This is a genomic window from Rhodanobacter sp. FW106-HT46G03, assembly GCF_058789895.1.
Genome location: NZ_JBYTCC010000001.1, coordinates 1,328,169 through 1,344,184 on the forward strand (window position 1 = coordinate 1,328,169; position 16,016 = coordinate 1,344,184).

The 16,016-nt window shown below is 67.3% G+C and carries 14 protein-coding genes and 1 tRNA gene; 12 read left to right on the plus strand and 3 right to left on the minus strand.

The annotated features are described in order from the left end of the window. Positions 1 to 46 precede the first annotated feature (46 nt). From hflK to AC3WP6_RS05615, 3 genes are all read left to right on the plus strand, one after another. The gene (hflK, locus tag AC3WP6_RS05605) at positions 47 to 1,123 is read left to right on the plus strand and encodes an FtsH protease activity modulator HflK (RefSeq protein ID WP_492626808.1); all 1,077 of its coding nucleotides are present in this window, start codon (positions 47 to 49) and stop codon (positions 1,121 to 1,123) included. Beyond that, on the plus strand, positions 1,120 to 1,992 hold the full coding sequence (gene hflC / locus AC3WP6_RS05610) for a protease modulator HflC (RefSeq protein WP_492626809.1): 873 nt from the start codon (positions 1,120 to 1,122) through the stop codon (positions 1,990 to 1,992). Before hflK ends, hflC begins: the two co-directional genes overlap by 4 nt. A 256-nt stretch (positions 1,993 to 2,248) precedes the next feature. Beyond that, the gene (locus AC3WP6_RS05615) at positions 2,249 to 3,541 is read left to right on the plus strand and encodes an adenylosuccinate synthase (protein ID WP_492628641.1); all 1,293 of its coding nucleotides are present in this window, start codon (positions 2,249 to 2,251) and stop codon (positions 3,539 to 3,541) included. A 178-nt stretch (positions 3,542 to 3,719) separates the two neighbouring features. Here AC3WP6_RS05615 and ubiM read toward each other — a convergent pair whose 3' ends face one another. After that, positions 3,720 to 4,940 carry a 5-demethoxyubiquinol-8 5-hydroxylase UbiM gene (gene ubiM / locus AC3WP6_RS05620; RefSeq protein ID WP_492626810.1) on the minus strand — a complete coding sequence of 407 codons (1,221 nt, stop codon included), beginning with the start codon at positions 4,938 to 4,940 and terminating at the stop codon, positions 3,720 to 3,722. Positions 4,941 to 5,090: 150 nt separating this feature from the next. On the opposite strand from ubiM, the gene AC3WP6_RS05625 reads away from it, so the two are divergent. The 4 genes from AC3WP6_RS05625 to AC3WP6_RS05640 all read left to right on the plus strand — a co-directional run bounded on the left by AC3WP6_RS05625 (position 5,091) and on the right by AC3WP6_RS05640 (position 9,267). Then, positions 5,091 to 6,212 (plus strand): SPOR domain-containing protein, encoded by a 1,122-nt coding sequence (locus AC3WP6_RS05625; protein ID WP_492626811.1) that lies wholly within the window; start codon positions 5,091 to 5,093, stop codon positions 6,210 to 6,212. 19 nt (positions 6,213 to 6,231) lie between these two features. Further along, complete coding sequence (locus tag AC3WP6_RS05630; RefSeq protein ID WP_492626812.1) at positions 6,232 to 6,861, plus strand: CvpA family protein; 630 nt, start codon at positions 6,232 to 6,234, stop codon at positions 6,859 to 6,861. A 12-nt stretch (positions 6,862 to 6,873) separates the two neighbouring features. Then, on the plus strand, positions 6,874 to 8,349 hold the full coding sequence (purF, locus tag AC3WP6_RS05635) for an amidophosphoribosyltransferase (protein WP_492626813.1): 1,476 nt from the start codon (positions 6,874 to 6,876) through the stop codon (positions 8,347 to 8,349). Positions 8,350 to 8,457: 108 nt separating this feature from the next. Continuing rightward, positions 8,458 to 9,267 carry a ferritin-like domain-containing protein gene (locus AC3WP6_RS05640; protein ID WP_492626814.1) on the plus strand — a complete coding sequence of 270 codons (810 nt, stop codon included), beginning with the start codon at positions 8,458 to 8,460 and terminating at the stop codon, positions 9,265 to 9,267. A gap of 49 nt (positions 9,268 to 9,316) precedes the next feature. Here the strand turns inward: AC3WP6_RS05640 and AC3WP6_RS05645 are convergent. Beyond that, positions 9,317 to 9,393, minus strand: a tRNA-Pro gene (locus tag AC3WP6_RS05645). Positions 9,394 to 9,550: 157 nt separating this feature from the next. On the opposite strand from AC3WP6_RS05645, the gene hisS reads away from it, so the two are divergent. From hisS to AC3WP6_RS05660, 3 genes are read left to right on the plus strand one after another with little or no spacing between them, the layout of a single operon-like run. Next, entirely contained in the window at positions 9,551 to 10,930 is a 1,380-nt protein-coding gene (gene hisS / locus AC3WP6_RS05650) for a histidine--tRNA ligase (RefSeq protein WP_492626815.1), read from the plus strand. 46 nt (positions 10,931 to 10,976) lie between these two features. Next, the gene (locus AC3WP6_RS05655) at positions 10,977 to 12,878 is read left to right on the plus strand and encodes an HAL/PAL/TAL family ammonia-lyase (protein ID WP_492626816.1); all 1,902 of its coding nucleotides are present in this window, start codon (positions 10,977 to 10,979) and stop codon (positions 12,876 to 12,878) included. Between the two features lie 5 nt (positions 12,879 to 12,883). Further along, positions 12,884 to 13,279, plus strand: coding sequence for a DUF6165 family protein (locus AC3WP6_RS05660; RefSeq protein ID WP_492626817.1), 396 nt, complete (start codon positions 12,884 to 12,886; stop codon positions 13,277 to 13,279). A 96-nt stretch (positions 13,280 to 13,375) separates the two neighbouring features. Here the strand turns inward: AC3WP6_RS05660 and AC3WP6_RS05665 are convergent, their stop codons facing one another. Further along, positions 13,376 to 14,422, minus strand: a complete 1,047-nt coding sequence (locus AC3WP6_RS05665) for a glycosyltransferase family 9 protein (protein ID WP_492626818.1) — start codon at positions 14,420 to 14,422, stop codon at positions 13,376 to 13,378. A 39-nt stretch (positions 14,423 to 14,461) separates the two neighbouring features. On the opposite strand from AC3WP6_RS05665, the gene AC3WP6_RS05670 reads away from it, so the two are divergent. Both AC3WP6_RS05670 and AC3WP6_RS05675 read left to right on the plus strand, forming a co-directional pair. Further along, positions 14,462 to 15,187 (plus strand): 3-deoxy-D-manno-octulosonic acid kinase, encoded by a 726-nt coding sequence (locus AC3WP6_RS05670; RefSeq protein ID WP_492626819.1) that lies wholly within the window; start codon positions 14,462 to 14,464, stop codon positions 15,185 to 15,187. Next, entirely contained in the window at positions 15,184 to 15,945 is a 762-nt protein-coding gene (locus AC3WP6_RS05675; protein WP_492626820.1) for an MBL fold metallo-hydrolase, read from the plus strand. The genes AC3WP6_RS05670 and AC3WP6_RS05675 overlap by 4 nt, the downstream gene beginning before the upstream one ends. Positions 15,946 to 16,016 lie beyond the last annotated feature (71 nt).

Below are 16,016 nucleotides of genomic sequence, written 5' to 3' on the forward strand. Positions count from 1 at the left end.
TCCGGCGCAAGCTGCCGGCTTCCCCGCTGCCTGACGGAGACTGACCATGGCATGGAATGAACCCGGTGGCGGGCAGCGCGATCCGTGGAACCGGCAGCGCCCCGGAAACAACAAATTTGCGCCCGACCAGATACTCAAGCAGTTCGGCAAGCTGTTTGGCGGTTTCGGTCGTGGCCCCGGCAGCGTGATGACTGCGATCGTGGTGCTGGTTCTCGTCGGTCTGCTGATGAGCAGCTACACCGTCATCGGTGCGCGGCAAGTCGGCGTGGTGCTGCGGTTTGGCGCGTATACACGCACGCTGCCGCCCGGGTTCCACCTGAAGTTGCCGCAGCCGTTCGAGTCGGTGGACAAGGTGGAGGCCACGCGCATCCGCTCGCTCAACGACCGCATGTCGATGCTGACGCGCGACGAGAACATCCTCACCATCGACTTCACCGTGCAGTATCAGGTGGACGACGCGCGCAAATACCTGTTTTCGGTGAGCGACCCGGACGCCAGCGTGGGTGCCGCGGCCGAGGCCGCGGTGCGCTCGGTGATCGGCGGCAGCAACATGGATCAGGTGCTGTCGGCGGCGGGCGCCAATCTCGTCACCGATGCGCAAAAGCACCTGCAGCACACGCTCGACCTGTACCACAGCGGCCTGCGCGTGACCGAGGTGAGCTTCCAGAACGTGGCGCCGCCGGCTGAGGTGAAAGATGCCTTCGACGACGTCAACACCGCGCGCGAAGACAAACAGAGCACCGAGAACAGCGCCTTGGCCTACGCCAACAAGGTGGTTCCGGTGGCGCGCGGCGACGCCGCGCGCATCGTGGCCGAGGCGCAGGGCTTCAAGGCCGAACGCATTGCCCACGCGCAAGGCGACACCGCGCGCTTCGATCTGATGCTGGCGCAGTACAAGGCTGCGCCAGCGGTTACGCGCAAACGCCTGTGGCTGGAGACCATGCAGGAGATCACTGCCGAAAACGCCAAGGTGATCGACGGCTCCGGCGGCCGCAACATCATCAACCTGCCCGTGGGCGTGGCGCCGCGTGACGCCAGCGATGTCGGTACCCGCGCGGCAGCTGCGACGACACCGACGGTGGCGCCCACCGATGCGGCAACGGGCAAGGAGAAGCAGCCATGAAACGGATCGTCGCCATTGCGGTTGCGGTTGCCGTGTTGCTGCTTGGCCTGAACAGCATGTTCATGGTCAACGAAGGGCAGAGCGCACTGCTGCTGCAGTTTGGCCGCATCGTGCGTGCCGATTACCCGCCGGGCCTGCACTTCAAGCTGCCGGTGGTGCAACAGGTGCTGCATTTCGACAAGCGCATCCTGTCGCTCGACGCACAGCCCGAGCGTTACTTCACCTCGGAGAAGAAAAGCGTCAACGTCGACTTCTACGTGAAGTGGCGGATTGCCGACAACGCCGCGTATTACCGCGCGACCGGCGGCGATGAGCTGCAGGCCGAGCAGCGCCTCTCGCCGATCGTCAAGGATGCGCTGCGCTTCGAATTCAATGCGCGCACGCTGCAGGAGTTGATCGCCGGCGGGCGCAAGGACATCACCGAGCGCGTGCGCCAGCAGACCGATGCCTCGGCGCGCAAGAACCTCGGTATCGCCGTGGTCGATGTGCGCATCAAGCGCATCGACTTGCCCGACGAGGTCAGCGAATCGGTGTACAAGCGCATGCGTGCCGAGCGCTCGCAGCTGGCCAACGAGTTGCGCTTCACCGGTCAGGAAGAGGCCGAAAAGATCAAGGCCGATGCGGATCGCCAGGGCCAGGTGCTGCGCGCCGATGCGCAGCGCGATGCCGAGAAGGTACGTGGCGAAGGCGACGCGCAGGCAGCGGCGATCTACGCGCAGGCCTACAATCAGGATCCGGAGTTCTACGCGTTCTATCGCAGCCTCGCGGCCTACCGCAAGGCGTTCGAAAACGGCAAGAGCGTGCTGATCCTCAAGCCGGATTCGGAGTTCCTGCACTACTTCGAGAAGCCGGACGCCGGCAAGCGCTGACGTCGGCGGCTTTCCTTTCCGTGCCCTGCCATGCGGGGCCGTTCGTTTGTGAGCGAGATCATCATGGGCAAGTCAGTCGTCATCCTCGGGGCCCAGTGGGGGTGAGCCGGGGTTTGACGGAATGCCCGAAGGCATTCCGTCCCGGCGAACGCCGGAGGCAGGATGCCGCAGGCCGGGTGACTTGATGAGCCAAGGATGGCGAATCTGGTCACTGTCATCGCCCCACCGCGGGCGAACCAACTTGAGCGAGATCATCATGGGCAAGTCAGTCGTCATCCTTGGGGCACAGTGGGGCGATGAAGGCAAAGGCAAGATCGTCGACCTGCTGACCGCGCGGGTCAGCGCGGTGGCGCGTTTCCAGGGCGGCCACAACGCCGGGCACACGCTGGTCATCAAGGGCAAGAAGACGGTGCTGCACCTGATCCCCTCGGGCATCCTGCGCGACGACGCGCTGTGCCTGATCGGCAACGGCGTGGTGCTCTCGCCGGAGGCGCTGATCCAGGAGATCGCCGCGCTCGAGGCCAACGGCGTCGAGGTGCGCTCGCGGGTGAAGATCAGCCCGGCGACACCACTCATCATGCCGTACCACATTGCGCTGGACAAAGCGCGTGAAGCCGCCGCCGGCGCCGGCAAGATCGGCACCACCGGGCGCGGCATCGGCCCGGCCTACGAGGACAAGGTGGCGCGCCGCTCGATCCGCGTGGCCGACCTCATGTACCCGCACGAACTGCCGAAGAAGCTCAAGGCCGTCGTGGCGTACCACAACTTCATCCTCATCAACTGGTTCCACGCCGAGCCGGTCGATTACGAAACCGTGCTGAACAGCGCCATGGAATGGGGCGAGTACATCCGGCCCCTGGTGGACGACGTTTCCACCATCCTGCACGACGTGCGCCGTGACGGCGGCAGCATCCTGTACGAAGGCGCGCAGGGCGCGCTGCTCGATATCGACCACGGCACCTATCCTTACGTCACCTCCAGCAACACCACGGTCGGCGGCGCGCTGGCCGGCACCGGCATCGGCGCGCACGACATCGACTACGTGCTGGGCATCTGCAAGGCCTACGCCACCCGCGTCGGCAGCGGCCCGTTCCCCACCGAGCTCAACGACGAGATGGGCGAGCTCCTGCGCAAGAAGGGCAATGAGTTCGGTGCCAGTACCGGGCGTCCGCGCCGCTGCGGCTGGATCGACCTCGTCGCGCTCAAGCGCGCCGTGCAGATCAACGGCATCAATGGCCTGGCGATCACCAAGCTCGACGTGCTTGATGGCCTGAAGACGATCAAGGTCTGCGTGGCCTACGAGTACCGCGGCAAACGTCGCGAACTGGCGCCGCTCGACGCCGATGGCTGGGACGAGTGCAAGCCGGTGTATCTCGAATTCCCCGGCTGGGAAGAATCCACCGCCGGCATCCGCGACTGGAACAAGCTGCCCGCCGCTGCGCGCGCCTACCTGCGCTCGGTGGAAGAACTCTCCGGCTGCAAACTCTCCATCGTCGCCACCGGCGCCGACCGCGACGACACCATGATGCTGGAAGACCCGTTCGCTTGAGGACGGCGGGCGTGCTGCCCGAACGGACACGACCATGCACGATGCGGCTTTTGCGAAAAGGCCGCATCGGGTTTTTTGCGCGCCCTGATGGCGGCGCTTCACGCTCTTGGTAAACCCGCGGCGCCATCCCGGAGCCGACCGCGCCGTTGGCGGCCGAAGCCGGCATGACTGCGCTTCTTCAGCGTGCCTGCAGCAGGCGCAGCGGCGAGGGCAGCGGTATGCCGCCGCGGTCGGCGGTCAGGCCGGCCATCACCATCCGCTTGAACGGAGTGACGCGCACCCCGGCACCCAACGCCAGCTTGCGCACCAGGCGGGTGGCGCGCCGATCGTCGGTGTACAGGCCGGCAAGCAGGTTGGTGGCGAGGTACAGCGGTCGCGTTGCCAGGCGATGCCGGTGTTCGTAGCCGCGCAGCAGCCAGGCGCTGGCAATGTCGCCACCGCGATTGGCCGCGCGATGCAGGGCGCTGGCCAGCGTGTATTGGCCAAGCAGGCCAAAGTTGAAGCCATGCGCGGTGACCGGGTGCATGCCCACGGCGGCATCGCCGATCAAGGCGAAGCGCTGGGCGACGAAACGGTTGGCGTACACCCCCACCAGTGGGTAGGCGCAGCGTGGACCGGCTACTTCCATGGCGCCCAGGCGGTGCTGGAAGCGGGCAGCCATCGCGGCGCCGAGCGCGGCATCGTCCAGCGCCAGCACCTCGCGCATTTCCGCCGGCGGCAGGGTCAGCACTGCCGACGAGGTGTGCGCGTCGTGCAGCGGCAACAGCGCCAGCGTCTGGCCGTGGGCGAACCATTCCCAGGCAACCTGCTCGTGGGCGATGTCGTGGTGCATGCGCAGCACCAGCATGGTCTTGCCGAAATCGCGGGTTTCCGCGCCGATGCCCATGGCACGGCGCGTTTCGGAGAACCGGCTGTCGGCAGCGACCACCAGCTTGGCATGCAGGGTTTCGCCGTTTGCCAGGCTGACTTCGGCGCCAGCGGCAGTGGTCTGCACAGCGGTGACCTGGGTGTCGGCCAACAACGTGACATCCGACGCGGCGCTGGCCTGGGCAAACGCGGCGCGGCGAATGGCGTGGTTGCCCACCAGCCAGCCCAGTTGCGCGGCACCGGCCTCCTCGTGGTGGAACAGCAGGCCACGCTGGTCGTTGCCGTCGAGCACCTTGGCGTCGCGCAGAGTGCCGATTTCTTCCGCGCGCAGCTCGCCCCACAGGCCCAGTTCACGCAGCAGGCGTTGTGAGTAGTGGGTGATGGCGATTTCGCGCCCGTCGTCCGGCGGCGTTGCCAATTGGGCCTCGCTCTGGCGCTCGACCAGTGCCACGCGCAGGCCGCTGCCGGCCAGGGTGCGGGCGAAACACAAGCCGGCCGGGCCGGCGCCGATAACCACGATATCGAAGGACATGTCAGGCTCCCGGAGTCAGTACCCCGAAGCTAGGCGGCGGCGTGTGCACGCGGGTTGATCGTGGTCAGGAAACGGCGTGATCCGACGATTTGCCGCACGCAGGTATAATTGCCGCTTTGCTGGCCGAGTTGGCCACCTCGGAGCGAACTCTTGAAAACCCGTCTGCTGGGGGCCGTCGTTCTCATTGCCCTGCTGGTCATCTTTGTACCGATGTTTTTCCCCAGCAATCCATCACCGGCCACCAGCACCGAGCAGGCGGTGAGCCTGGCGATCCCGCCGGCCCAGGACGGCAACCTGCAGACGCGCACCATGAGCTTGTCGCCGGACGCGCCGGCGGGCAGCGGTACGGTCGCACCGTCGACGCAAGTGCCTGCGGCGAGTGCATCGGCGCCAACCGAGGGGCGGACGGGTGAAGGTGGCCTGGCGAGCGTGAACATTCCCTCGCGCCGGCCAACCGATGTCGGTACCGATGCCGCCGCACCGAAAAAGGCCGCGCCGGCCGGCCCGGTGATGGGTTCGGGCGCCTCGCCGTCGCAACCTGTCATTCCGCTGCAGGGGGCGGCCAGTACCAGCAAGCCGGTGGCGACGACCGTGCCTGCGAAAGCAGCCCCCGCACCGGCTACCGCGCCGGTGACGACCGCCGCGGCACCGGCCGTGGCCGCGACCGGCCACGCCTTGTACGTGCTGAACCTCAGCGCGTATGCCAATGCCAGCAGCGTCGATCACCTCGTGCGCCGCGTGCGCGGGTTTGGCTACCCGGTGCTGACGCGGATGATTACCCAGGCCGGCAAGCAGCTCACGCTGGTGACTGCTGGTCCGTTCGATTCGCGCGCCGCCGCCGAAGCGGCGCGGCTCAAGATCACTCAGTCCATTCCCGGGGTGCCGGCGAAGCTGGTGGAAGGCTTGGGCCATGCGGATTCCAACGTTGCCGCGACGCCGATCAAGCCGATTGCATCCAAACCGGTGCCAGCGCCTGCCGCACAGCCAGCAGCAGGTCATGCGGCGCCTGCGCCTGCACCGCAACCGGCTGCACGTGCGGGTAGCTATGCGGTGCAGCTTGCGGCGTTGGGCAGCGAAGCGGATGCCAACGCGTTGCGCGACAAGTTGCGTGCCGGCGGTTTCGATGGTTTTGTCGACAGCGTGACCGTGGGCGGCAAGCGCCTGTGGCGCGTGCGCGCCGGCCCGCAGACGCAGCGCGCGGATGCGATGCGCGTGCAGGAGCAGATCAAGGCCAAGCTCGGCATCGGCGGCAACGTCGTCAGCGTCCCTTGAGCCAGGTCGCGGCCATCGCATGAACGGCATCGACTACATCATCCTCACCGTGCTGGCGCTGTCGGTGCTGGTCGGTCTGTGGCGCGGGCTGGTGTCCGAGATGCTGTCGCTGGTGACCTTGCTGGCGGCGGTGTGGGTGGCATGGTTGCTGGGGCCGGCGGTAGCCGGCCGAATGGATTTCATCCACCTGCCGGCGGTGCGCGTGGCGGCCGGGTACGCGACGTGCTTCGTGCTGGTGCTGGTGCTCGGTGCGCTGGTGCGTTTTCTCGTGCACCGGCTGCTGGCCACGGCCGGGCTCTCCGGCACCGATCGCACGCTGGGCATGCTGTTTGGCCTGGTGCGCGGCGTGCTGCTGGTGTGCGTGATGGTGTTTCTTGCCCAGTTCACCGTGCTCACGCGCGAGGCGGCGTGGCAGCAATCGGTGCTGCTACCGCCGTTCCAACGCGCGACAATATGGCTTGGCCAGCAGGTGCCTGCCGGGGTGCGTGAGCATTTCGCGCCGGCACAGGTCTCGGCTGCAGTGCGCACCAAGCTTGACCAGGTGAAGGTCGGCGACGCGCTGCGCAAGTTGCCGGCAAGGCTGCCGTTATCCCAGCCGGGCGCGGCTCCCGCGCCGGCCTCCAGTGTTTCTTCTCCGAATCACCCGTAGCAGGTTCACATCATGTGCGGAATCATCGGCATCGTCGGCACGACGGAAGTGGCGTCGGCGCTTTATGACGGACTCACGGTGTTGCAGCACCGTGGCCAGGATGCCGCCGGCATCGCCACCGTCGACGGCTCGCACCTGCGCCTGCACAAGGGCCGCGGGCTGGTGCGCGACGTGTTCAACCAGGGCGCGATGAGCCAGCTCGTCGGCCACATCGGCATCGGCCATTGCCGCTACCCCACCGCGGGTTCGGACCGGGTCGACGAGGCGCAGCCGTTCTACGTCAACTCGCCCTACGGCATCGCCTTTGGCCACAACGGCAACCTCGTCAACACCGAGGCGCTGCGCAAGGAGATGTTCGAGGACGATCGCCGGCACATCAACACCGATTCGGACTCCGAGGTGCTGCTCAATGTGCTGGCGCACGAGCTGCAGATCCAGGAACACATGGCGCTCACTCCGGACAACCTGTTCAAGGCGGTAGCGGCGCTGCATGCGCGCGCGCGCGGCGGCTACGCCTGCATCGCATTGCTGCTCGGCTACGGGTTGCTGGCGTTCCGCGATCCCAACGGCATCCGTCCGCTGGTGCTTGGCGAGCGCGTGGTCGGCAGCCGTCATGAGTACGCGGTGGCCTCCGAGTCGGTGGCGTTCGACGTGCTTGGCTTCAAGCTGATGCGCGACGTGGCGCCCGGCGAGGCGGTGTTCATCACGGACGATGGCCAGCTCTTTACGCGGCACTGCGCCGACGGTGCAATGCACGCACCGTGCATTTTCGAGTACGTCTACCTCGCGCGCCCGGATTCGATGATCGAGAACGTCTCGGTCTACAAGGCGCGCCTGCGCATGGGCCAGCGCCTGGCCGAAAAGATCAAGCGCGAGCGGCCGGATCACGGCATCGACGCGGTCATCCCCATTCCCGACACCGCACGCACCGCCGCCAGCGCCCTGGCCGAAGCGCTGGGCGTGCCGTTTCGCGAGGGCTTCGTCAAGAATCGTTATGTCGGCCGCACCTTCATCATGCCGGGGCAGGGCGACCGGGTGAAATCGGTGCGCCGCAAGCTCAATGCCATCCCGCTCGAATTCCGCAAGAAGAACGTGCTCTTGGTGGACGACTCCATCGTGCGCGGCACCACCTCGCGGCAGATCATCCAGATGGCACGCGACGCTGGCGCCAGGCAGGTGTATTTCGCCTCCGCCGCGCCGCCGGTGCGCTACCCCAACGTGTACGGCATCGACATGCCCTCCGCCCACGAGCTGATCGCCGCCGGCAAGACCGACGCCGAAGTGCAGCAGCAGCTCGGCGCCGACTGGCTGGTGTATCAGGATCTCGCCGACCTCGTCTGGGCGGTGCAGGACGGCAACGAAGACCTGCAGCACTTCGATGCTTCGTGCTTCGACGGCCGCTATGTCACCGGGCTGGACCAGCACTACCTGGAACAGATCGAACTCCTGCGCTCGGACGACGCCAAAGCCGCGCGTCACTGTGCCTGATCGGGCGAAGCTTTTCTCCCGGTTCCCTTGCGGGATGGACCGAAGTTTTTCCCGCTCTCCCTTCTGGAGAGTGGGTTGGGGCAAGGGGTCGTGCTCGCGGAGCTCCCCATGATCGACCTCCACGCTGCCGCCAAAACCTGCCTCGACGCTGCGGACCCCGCCGAAAAATGCCGGTTGACGCACGCAACGTGGGCCGCCGTTGCGACCGGCACGTTGTTCCCCGATCCCGCCTCGCCGCCGCCATTGCCCATTGGTGCACCGGGCCGCCCGCCCACACCGCGCCTCGTCAGCGCGCGCGGCGTGCCGCATCGCGGGTTGGGCAGCGACGAGGGCCGCGCGGCGCTGGTGCACGCCATTGCCCACATCGAGTTCAACGCCATCAACCTCGCGTGGGATGCCGTCTACCGCTTTCGCGGCATGCCCGCCGCCTATTACCGCGACTGGGCCAGTTGCGCCAACGACGAGGCGCGGCATTACGCCCTGCTCGCCGCGCGCCTCGCCGAGCTCGGCCACGCCTACGGCGATTTCGATGCCCACAACGGCCTGTGGGAAATGGCCGAGAAAACCGCCGGTTCCGACCTCGCGCGCATGGCGCTGGTGCCGCGCGTGCTCGAAGCGCGCGGGCTGGACGTCACCCCCGGCATGATCGAGCGCCTGCGCCAGGCCGGCGATACCCGCACCATCGCCGCCTTCGAGGTGATCCTGGCCGAGGAGGTCGCCCACGTCGCCGCCGGCACCCGCTGGTTTCGCTGGTGCTGCGAGCGCGACGGTCGCGACCCGTTCGAAACCTTCTTCCAACTGCTCCGCGACTACGCCGGCGCCCGCATGCGCGGCCCGTTCAACCGCCCCGCGCGCTTGGAAGCCGGTTTCCTCGACACCGAGTTGGATCGGTTGGCGGCGATGGCGGAAATCCCCTGATCGTGCACACGAAAAAGCCGGCGCAAGGCCGGCTTTTTCGATGAACCATTGGTCGGGGAGACAGGATTTGAACCTGCGACTTCTACGTCCCGAACGTAGCGCTCTACCAGGCTGAGCTACACCCCGCGGGAGCCGCGTATGTTAGCGACGCGCGTTGCGCCGCGCAATACACGCGGTGCGCGACGGCGGTGGTGGGCGGCGGCCGGCGGGGGCGTTCTGTTAATCTTGGCGGCCGCGGTCGTGGCGTCCGGCGCACGGCCTTCCTTCCCATCCTGAGGTCTCCATGGCGCTTACCCAGGCTCGCACGATGCCCGGCGTGCTCGAACTCCTGCCGCTCGACCAGATCGCGTTCCAGCGCATGCTCGACACGATCCGCCGCAACTACGAGCGTTTCGGCTTCGTGCCGGTGGAAACACCGGTGATCGAGTACTCCAGCGTGCTCTTGACCAAAACCGGCGGCGAGACCGAGCGCCAGGTGTACTTCGTGGAATCCACCGGCGCGTTGGGGAAGCACGCCGAGAGCGTGCCCGAGCTGGCGCTGCGCTTCGACCTCACGGTGCCGCTGGCGCGCTACGTGGCCGAGCACGAGCGCGAGCTGAGCTTCCCGTTCCGCCGCTACCAGATGCAGCGCGTGTATCGTGGCGAGCGCGCGCAGCGCGGGCGCTTCCGCGAGTTCTACCAGTGCGACATCGACGTGATCGGCAAGGACGCCTTGTCGATCCGCTACGACGCCGAGTTGCCGGCAGTGATCTACAGCGTGTTCCGCGAGCTGGCGATCGGGCCGTTCACCATCCAGCTCAACAACCGCAGGCTGCTGCGCGGCTATTTCGAGAGTCTCGGCATCGCCGACGGCGAGCAGCAGATGCTGGTGCTGCGCGAGGTGGACAAGCTCGACAAGCGCGGCGCCGAGTACGTGCGCGAAACCCTTACCGGCGATGCGTTCGGGCTGTCCGCCGAAGTGGCCGACAGGATCCTTGCCTTCGTGCAGGTGCGCTCCACCTCGCTGGCCGACGCGCTCGCCAAGCTCGACGCGCTGGGCGCGGGCCCCGAGGCGCTGGAGCAGGGGCGCGACGAACTCAAGGAAGTGCTGCGCCTGATCCATGATTTCGGCGTGCCGGAGACGCATTTCGCGTTGAACTTTTCGATCGCGCGCGGCCTCGACTACTACACCGGCACGGTGTACGAGACCACGCTCAACGAGCACCCGCAGATCGGCTCGGTGTGCTCCGGCGGGCGCTACGAGAACCTGGCCGGGCAGTACACCAAGTCGCACCTGCCGGGCGTCGGCATTTCCATCGGCCTCACCCGCCTCTATTGGCAGCTGCGCGAAGCCGGCCTCATCGGCACTGCGCGCAGCACGGTCGACGTGCTGGTCACCCAGATGGATGCGACGAAGCTGCCGGCGTACCTCGCGCTGGCCGGCGAACTGCGCGCGGCCGGCATTGCCACCGAGGTGGTGCTGGAAGAGGGCAAACTCGGCAAGCAGTTCAAGTATGCCGACCGCGCCGGCATCCGCTTTGCCGTGGTCGTGGGCGACGATGAGTTGGCAAAACACGTGGTCACGGTGAAGGACCTGCGCCGTGGCGACCAGTTCGAAGTGCCGCGTGCCGAACTGGTCAAGACCCTGCGGGTGGAGATCGAGCAGGCGGCGGTCATGGGCTGATGCGGCGCGCAGACGCCGTGCAGCGGTTTCGTTTTCGGGGGCAACAGTGAGCACAACGATCGTTCTGGATGGCAGCAGCCTGACCCGGCTGCAGTTGGTGGCGGTGGCACGCGAGGGCGCACAGGTGGCGCTCGATCAGGCGCAACTGGTGCACGTGCGGCGGGCGGCGGATTTCCTCGCCGAGAAGGTCAACTGCGGTGAGCCGACCTATGGCGTCACCACGGGTTTCGGCAGCAATGCGGACAAGCTCCTGGGCGCGCACCGCGTGCGCGACGAGTTGCCCGGCGGCAACCCGCACGCGGCGGAAGGCACCCTGCTGGAAGAGCTGCAGCACAACCTGATCACCACCCACGCGGTGTGCGTGGGCAAGCCGTTTGCGCCGGACGTGGTGCGCGCGATGCTGTGCATCCGCATCAACACGCTGATGCGCGGGCACTCCGGCATCCGCGTCGAGACGCTCGAGGCGCTGGTCGCGATGCTCAATGCCGGCATCGTGCCGGTGGTGCCGGAAAAAGGCTCGGTGGGCGCCAGCGGCGACCTCGCGCCGCTGTCGCATCTGGCGATCGTGCTGCTCGGCGGCGGCGAGGCGTTCTGGCAGGGCGAGCGCCTGCCGGGCGCGGAGGCATTGAAGCGCGCCGGTCTCACGCCGATCCGCCTGTCGTTCAAGGAAGGTTTGGCGCTGAACAACGGCACGGCGCAGATGCTGGCGACCGGCTCGCTCGCGCTGCACGACCTGGGCAAGCTGCTGGACACCGCCGACCTCGCGGCGGCGATGACGCTCGAAGCGTTTGCCGGCCGCAGCGGCGCCCTGCGCGAGGAAGTGCACGCGCTGCGTCCGCACCCGGGGCAGGTTGCCGTGGCAGCGCACCTGCGCGCGCTGGTGGCCGGCTCGACGCTGGTGGACATCCCGTATCACCTGGTGCCGCACTTCAAGCCTTGGACGGCGGATGCGTGGACCGAGCCGGACGACCAGGCGCTCAGCTTCGACATCGGCTGGGACTGGGTGCCGGCCAACCAGCGCCACGGGCGCGAGGCGTTCTACCAACGCTTTCTGCCGTTCAAGGGCGGCAAGAAGCACCAGCCGCAGGATGCGTATTGCCTGCGTTGCATGCCGCAGGTGCACGGCGCGGTACGAGATGCTTGGCTGCAGGCCTGCCGCGTCTACGACATCGAACTCAATGCGGTCACCGACAACCCGCTGGTGTTCCCCGAGAACGCCGACGAGCCGCACATCGAGGATCAGGTGATTTCCGCCGGCCACTTCCACGGCATGCCGCTGGCGCTGGCGATGAGCTACGTGAAGGCGGCGATCCCGGTACTGGCGTCGATTTCCGAGCGTCGGCTCAACAAGCTCGTCGACCCGGCCAACAACGACGGCCTGCCGGCGTTCCTCACCGGCAACGAGGACGGCACCGATTCGGGTTTCATGATCGTGCAGTACACCGCCGCCGCGCTGGTCAACGACCTGGCCACACGCGCGCACCCGGCCAGCGTGTATTCGATCCCGACCAGCGCCAACGCCGAGGATCACGTCTCCATGGGCGCCAACGAAGCGCGCCACGTGCTGGAGATGATCGACGACCTCGGGCATGTGCTGGCGCTGGAGCTGTACGCCGCTGCTCAAGCGCTGGATTACCGCCAGAAGATGCTCAACGCCGCGCGGCGGCTGGCGCAGCGCGGCGGCTGGCAGGCGCTGGCGGCCAAGGTCAACTATGCCCCGCGCGAAGGCCAGCCGCACTATGCGCAGTTCGTGACCGAGGTGCAGCAGTTGACCGCGGCACTGGCTGCGGCACGGGATTTCCACGCCGGCGCCGATGTGCGCCGCGCGCATGACCTCCTGCGCGGACAAATCGCGTTCCTGCACCGCGACCGCGCGCTCGACGGCGACGTGCGCGCCGCCTGCAAACTGGTGCAGGATGGCGCCTTCTTTCCCTCCCACGCGGCGTGATCCCGATGAACCAGATCCAGACCCCGATCTCCTACGGCGAGCTGATCGACAAGATCACCATCCTCGAAATCAAGGCGCGTCGCATTGCCGACCCGGCCAAGCTCGCCAACGTCAGGATCGAGCTCGACCTGCTCAACGCGACGTGGGCGGCGCATCCGGCCTCGCATACCGACATTGCCGACGCCCGCGCACGCCTGCTCGCCGTGAATGAGGTGCTGTGGGACATCGAGGATCGCATCCGCCTGAAAGAGCGCGCGCAGGTGTTCGACGCCAGCTTCATCGAACTGGCCCGCTCGGTGTACTACCGCAACGACGAGCGCGCGGTGATCAAGCGCGAGATCAACCTCAAGCTGGGCTCGCCGCTGGTCGAGGAGAAGTCCTACCAAGATTACCGCGCGTAGCACAGTTCGTTTGCGGTGCTCGGTAGACGCCCGCTCGCGGGCGATGCCCTTGCCTTGATGCTTGCCGGGCCGGATTGATCGTCCGCAATCGGCCTTCTACCGCGGCAGTTGCAGCGCGCTGGCGGCGGCTTCGAAACGTTCGATGACGTCGTCCACGGTGATGAGGTCCATCACGCCGGGCTTTTCGATCTTGGTGCCCCACGGTAGCTCGCTGGCGGGCTTGCCGAGGAAGTGGCGCGCGGCATCGTCGTATTTGTCCACGCACCAGCGGCGGTCGGAGTAGGGGCCGGAGCGGTTTGGATTGCTCGCCGCGTGCAGGCCCAGCACCTTGGTGCCGACTGCGTTGGCCATGTGCATGGGCCCGGAATCCGGCGTCAGCAGCAACTGCGCGCGGGCGAGCAGGGCGAGCAGTTTTTTCAGCGTGTCCCTGCCGGTCAGGTCGAGTGGCGCATGCTGGCATGCGGCAAGCACGGTGTCGGCCAGCGTGCGCTCGGGTGCCGAAGGCCCGCCCACGAGCACCACGCGCCAGCCGCGTGCGGCGGCGTGATCCATGACGGCGGCGCAACGCTCCGGTCGCCAGTTGCGCAGTACGTGGCTGGAACCGGGGTTCACCACCAACGTTGGGGTCTCCCCCGGCAGCTGTTGCGCGGCCCAGGCATGCGCGTCGTCCGGAATCGGAATATCCCAGCGCACCTGCGTCTGCTTGATGCCGAGCGGCTCCACGAAGCTGCCGAGCGCATCCAGCACGTGCTCGCCACTGCGCGCCGGGATGCGCTCGCGCACCACCAGGCCGTGCAGGTCTTTGGCGCGCGCCGGGTCGTAACCGACGCGCCGATCCGCGTGGATGCCCAGGCTCAGCACGTTCGAGCGCAGCGCCACCTGCATCTGCAGCAGGGCGTCGAAACGGCGCCCGGCCAGCGCACGCCACACCTCGCGCATGCCGGCCAGGCCACGACGCTTGTCGAACGTGACGAACTCGACACCGGCGAGGTCGCCGACCAGCTTGCGTTCCAGCTTGCCAACGATCCACGTCAGGCGGCAGGCCGGCCAAACGGTTTGCAGCGTGCGCACCAACGGCACGACATGGGTGACGTCGCCGATGGCGGAGGTGCGCAGCAGGCAAAGCGAGGCAGGAGCTGACATGTAGAATCGCAAGATAACCGGAATGGGACGACGACAGCGATGCGCGAACAGCTGAGCGCACAGGCCGATGGCGCGATTCTGTTTGACGCAGAGGCTTCGTCACAAGTCGGTGCCCGCTGGTTCGACGCCGACTGGTGGCGTGGGCGGGGCGCCTTGCGCGAACAATCGGGCGGACGCGGCGGCGTGCAGGTCGTCACCACGCCGGTCGGTGCCTGCGTGTTGCGCCATTACCGCCGCGGCGGCCTGGTCGCCCGCGTACTCGGCGATCGTTATCTGTGGTGTGGCGCCGATGCCACGCGCTGTTTTGCGGAGTTGCGCCTGCTCGGTGTCATCGCACAGCTTGAGCTGCCAGGCCCGGTGCCGGTCGCGGCGCGCTACGTGCGCAGCGGACTGTATTACCGCGCGGATCTCCTGACGCGGCAGATTCCCGATGCGCAAACGCTTGCACAATGCCTTGCTGCTGGCCGGCTCGACGCCGCGCGGGCGCGCGCCGTGGGCGCCGTGGTGGCGCGTTTCCACCGTGCCGGCATCTGGCATGCGGATCTCAATGCGCACAATGTGCTCGTAACGCCGCAGGGTGTGCATTTGATCGACTTCGACCGCAGTCGCCAGCGCGCGCAGGGTGACGGCTGGCGGCAAGCGAATCTGCAACGGTTGCGGCGTTCGCTGGTGAAGCTCGGGGCCGCGGCCACGGGGGAAGCGGCCTTCGTTGCAGCCATCTGGCAACCGCTGGTTGCGGCCTACGAGGCGGGCTACCGCGCATGAGCTGGCAACTGCATTTTCTTGGCGTCGGTGCCGCGCAGGCGGCGGGCGACCTTGGCTCGTCTTCGGCCGTGCTCGAACGCGATGGGGCGCCGGTGCTGATGATCGACTGCGGCATCGACGCGCTCGACCGCTACCTTGCCGTCTACGGCGAACCGCCGCGGGCGCTGTACCTCACGCACACCCACATGGATCACGTGGCCGGGCTGGAGAATCTGTTCTTCAAGCTGTGGTTCGATGAGCAACGACGCGGCCGGACGCAGGTGTTCGTACAGGCCGCGCTGGTGCCGTGGCTGCAGATGCGCGTGGCCGATTACCCCGGCGTGCTGGCCGAAGGCGGCGCGAATTTCTGGGAGGCGTTTCGCTTGGTGCCGTGCACCCGCGGCTTCTGGCTGGAGGGGCTGTGGTTCGACCTGTTTGCCACCCGCCACCATCGCCCCGGTACTTCGTTTGGCCTCGCCTTGCCGGGCAGTCTGGCCTTCACCGGCGACACCCGGCCGATTCCCGAGGCGCTGGCCGGACATGCTGCGCACGGCGAACTGGTGGCCCACGACTGCGGCCTCGTCGGCAACCCGTCGCACACCGGCGCCGACGATCTCGAACGCGAGTACCCGCCCGACCTGCGGACGCGTCTTGTGCTGTACCACTACGGCAGCACGGCCGACGGTGCCGCACTGGCTGCGCGCGGTTACCGCGTTGCCGTGCCGGGCGGGCGTATTGCGTTGCCGATTCCCGCTGCACCGGACGGAAATGCCGGTTGATCGCACTGGCTGACGCGGTTCGCTACCAGTGTCGATGTTGCAATCGACTAAGCTCGCACACGCGATGACTG